Source organism: Dokdonella sp. (genome assembly GCF_039926425.1).
In the GTDB taxonomy this organism is placed as follows: domain Bacteria; phylum Pseudomonadota; class Gammaproteobacteria; order Xanthomonadales; family Rhodanobacteraceae; genus Dokdonella_A.
Genome location: NZ_JBDSWZ010000105.1, coordinates 1 through 4,306 on the forward strand (window position 1 = coordinate 1; position 4,306 = coordinate 4,306).

A 4,306-nucleotide genomic window follows, 5' to 3' on the forward strand; every position below is an offset into this window, starting at 1 on the left:
CCATCGGGCCGACGCGGCGGGTGGAGGAGCCAGCCCTTTCGGCCGACCTTCCGACGAGCATTGCACGCGCGCCAAACCGCATCCCACGGCGCCATGCTACACTCGAACTGAACACATTCTAACCACATATGCGTCTCGGCGCATCTGTTAACTTGGTGTAAAACAAGGATTTTTGCGGTTGCGGTCACACCCTGCGCCGACATACGACCATGCGAACCTTTTCCGGATTCACCCTGATCCTCCTCGCCGCCACCACGCTGGCCAGCGCGCAAGCCCCTTCACCGACGCTCGAAGAGCGGATGTCCCAGGCAGAGTTCCATGCCGCAGGCCTCCAGAAACTCTCTCCAGAGGAATTGCAGCAGCTGAACGGCTGGATCGATTCCCATGGCGGTTCCACGGTCAAGTACGTCAGCGCGAGCGGTGCGCCCGTGTTTTATCCCGACTCCAGCGAGAAAAAGGTCATCGAACAGCACATCGTCGGAACCTTCACCGGATGGCGCGGTAAAACAGTCTGGACTCTCGACAACGGCCAGCAGTGGAAACAGTCCGAGGGCGGCCTGCTCAACGCGGGCAAGATCCAGGACCCCGCCGTGAAGATCAAGCCGATGCTGCTTGGAAGCTGGTTGATGTACGTCGATGGCTGCGGCTGCAGCATCCACGTCGAGCGCATCAAGTAGCGGCGTCACGTCGCACCCGCGGTCCGCATCGCAGCGATACGGGGTCACGGGCGACGCCGTGGGAGCGGCTTCAGCTGCGATGCCCACGGGTTCCCGCACGGGATCTGAATCCGTCCGTGCACATGCTCAGGCCCGACGCTCGCTGCGCAACTCTTCCACCAGCTTCGCCAATCGCTTCGGCGACACCGCTTCGCGGGTACGCAGCTCCTGCGCAAACGTCGACACGCGCAACTCCTCGACCAGCCAGCGCAGTTGCGACAACGCGGCGTCCTCGCCACCGCGTTCTGCACGCAATTTCAGGTAGTCACGCCAGTAGCCCTGCAACGCGAGCATGCGCGCCTGGTCGCGCGCCGGGTCCTGGCGCAGCCGTTCGGCCCGCAGCTTCATTGCGCGCAGGTAGCGCGGGAATTCCGCCAGCCGGCTTTTCCCGACGTCGCGCAGAAAACCCGGCGCCAGCAGCTCGTTGAGCTGCTCCTTGAGGTCGTCATAGTTCGCACGCGCAAAGCCCATCAGGGGCGGCTCGAGCAGCGGACGCAGTTCCGCGTAGCCGGCAATCACGGTTTCCGCCAGCGCAAGGCGCTCCACTGCAGCGGGAAACAGCTCGCGCGCAATCACTTCCTTTGCATGCTCGAACGCAGCGCGATCACGGATATCGAGATCGTGCCCGTCGAAGCGCTCGCGGAGTGCCGCCTCGATCAGGTCGGAACGCAGCGCGTCGGCGCTGCCCAATGGCGTCCATTTCAGCGCAAGTCCGTTGTTCAGTGGCAGCTGACGACGCGCCTGTTTCAGTCGGTCGGCCAACGCGCGGCGCAACAGGCGTTCGACGCCCTTTCGGTGCTCGGACGCCGCTTCATCGTGGCGCTCGAACACGCGCAACGCGACGCTTTCGCCGAGATCGACGAGCGCAGGAAACGCGGTCAGCCCGGTGCCCGAAACGATGCTCGCCGGAATCTGCTCGAAGTCGAACCCTTCGACGTCTTCGCGTGTCAGTTCGACGTCCGCGCGACGCGAGAACGCCACACGTGCGGCGTCGGTCCACTGCGACTGGATGCCGGCGAGATCGCGGCTCTCGACCAGCACGGCGACCTGCTCGTCGACGACCTTGAAATTCATGGCCAGATGCAGCGGCAGCTGGACCTCGGCGAAATCGACGGCACCGATCACAACGCCGGTGACGCGCTGCAGATAACGCGCGAGCACGACCAGCAGAGGCTCGTCGCGCGGTGCCTCGGCCTCGGCAAACGCGCGCGCGAAATCCGGCGCCGGGACAAAGTTGCGCCGCAGTGCCTTCGGCAATCCGCGGATGGACTCTGCGACCTTCTCGGCCAGCAATCCCGGCACCAGCCATTCGCAGCGCGCCGTTTCGATGGCGTTGACCAGGGCCAGCGGCACCTGCAGCGTCACGCCATCCGCTGCATCGCCAGGCATGAAACGATACGAAACACGCAATGCGTGGCCGGCAAACGCAAGTTCCGCCGGAAAATCGCGTGCGCCGATTCCGGGCGAATCGCCGAGCACATCGGCAAGTGACCAGTGCATCGCCGCCTGCTCGGTCGGCGATGCCTTGCGATACCACGCATCGAGCGCGACCGCAGTGTGGATGTCGTCGGGCAACTTGCCGTCGAAGAATGCGGTGAGCTGTTCGTCGCTGCGCACGAGCCCGCTGCGCCGGCGCTTCGCCTCGATCTCGCGCGCCTCGCCGAGCACGCGCAGATTCGCGCGCACGAAATCCGCACGCACGTCGAGTTCTCCGCGCGCAAGCGCCTGCGTCACGAAGATCGCGTGTGCCGCCGGCGGATCCTGTTCGCCGAATTGCACGGCGCGTTTTTCGACCAGCGTCAGTCCGAACAGGGTGACCTGTTCAAACGCAACCACCGCGCCGCGCTTGCGCGACCAGTGCGCATCGCGCCACGACCGACGGATCAGGTGCGCTGCCTGCTGCTCGATCCACGCAGGCTCCACACGCGCACACTGCATTGCGTAGACCTTCTGCACATCGAGAATCTGTCCGGCCAGCAACCATTGTGGCGGCGATTTCGCGAGCGCGGAGCCGGGAAAAATCGAGAAGCGCCGTTCACGCGTCCCGCGATATTGACCGCGCTCGTCCTTCAGTCCGACCTGCGTCGGCCAACCGGACAGCAGGCAGCGATGAAGCGCCTCGTAGGTGCGCGGCTGCATCTCGACCCACGCATCGTCGGACGCGTCGCCAAACGCGACCTTCTCCTGTCCATTGGCGGAACCCGAACGCGCTCGGAGCTGTTCCTTCCCCTGCGAAGTAGGGGAAGCGACGACCAGGTTGCCAGCGCGTTGGGCGCCAGCATTATTGCCGATCGCAGGAGACGGCAATGCCGCAGCTTCACGCGCCCAACCCAACTCATCGGTGACCAGCAGCAACTGTCGGTGCAGTTCTCGCCACTCGCGCATGCGCATGAACGACAGGAAGTGCGTGTTGCACCAGTCGCGCAACTTCGACTGCGTCCGGTCTTCGTGCTCACGCGTGTACGCGGCCCAGAGCTTCAGCACGCCGACGAAATCCGACTTGGGATCGACGAATTGCGCATGCGCCGCGTCGGCTTGCGCACGCGCCTCCGCGGGGCGCTCACGTGGATCCTGGATGCTAAGAAACGCCGCGAGGATCAAGGTTTCCCGCATGACACCCAGGCGCTTCGCCTCGACCAGCATGCGCGCGAGCGCGACATCGATTGGCAGCTTCGCAATCGTCCGTCCAATCTCCGTGAGGCGCTGATCGTCGTCGACGGCGCCGAGTTCCGCGAGGCGTCGATAGCCATCGGAAAACGCACGATCGCCCGGCGCTTCGACAAACGGAAATTCGACGGGATCGCCGAGCTTGAGCGCGAGCATGCGCAGGATGACCCCGGCCAGCGACGAACGCAGGATTTCCGGCTCGGTATACCGGGGTCTCTGGACGAAATCGTCTTCGCCGTACAACCGCACGCAAACGCCGGGGCCGAGGCGTCCACATCGCCCCTTGCGCTGGTCCGCGGCCGCCTGCGAGATCGGCTCGATGTGCAACCGTTCGAGCTGGTTGCGCGGACTGTAGCGCTTCACGCGCGCGGTACCGCTGTCGATCACGTAACGGATGCGTGGCACCGTGAGCGAGGTTTCCGCGACGTTCGTGGCGAGCACGAGGCGCCGCTGCGGACCGGGCTTGAACACGCGGTCCTGTTCGGCCGCCGACAGACGCGCGTACAGCGCAAGCACTTCCGTTTCGCGGTATTTGCGGCGCGACAGCGCAAGGTGCGCATCACGAATCTCGCGCTCGCCAGGCAGAAAGATCAGCACGTCGCCGCGCGGATCTTCCTGGGTGATCTCGTCTGTCGCAGCAACGATCTGGTCGGCGAGTGAGAGGGACAAAAGGGGGTCAGGTTCACTTTTCCGTGTGCGCGATTCGCCTTTGTGAGTGCTGACGTCGGAAACGTGAACCTGCCCCCCTTTTTCTTTTCCACCGTCCCGCCAACGCACCTCGACCGGAAACGCCCGTCCTTCCACTTCGACCACCGGCGCATTGCCGAAGTGCTGCGCGAAGCGCGACGTGTCGATGGTGGCCGACGTCACGATCAATTTCAGATCCTGGCGTTTTGCCAAAAGCCGCTTGAGATAGCCGAGCA

Annotated in this window: 2 protein-coding genes; one reads left to right on the forward strand and one right to left on the reverse strand. The window is 64.5% G+C overall.

The window, feature by feature from the left end; all coding sequences use genetic code 11:
- Positions 1-209 precede the first annotated feature (209 nt).
- Positions 210-677, forward strand: coding sequence for a hypothetical protein (locus tag ABIV12_RS06830; RefSeq protein WP_348057586.1), 468 nt, complete (start codon positions 210-212; stop codon positions 675-677).
- A 126-nt stretch (positions 678-803) separates the two neighbouring features.
- Here ABIV12_RS06830 and ABIV12_RS06835 read toward each other — a convergent pair.
- A partial coding sequence (locus tag ABIV12_RS06835; protein ID WP_348057588.1) for a DUF3418 domain-containing protein occupies positions 804-4,306 on the reverse strand: 3,503 nt, incomplete at its 5' end.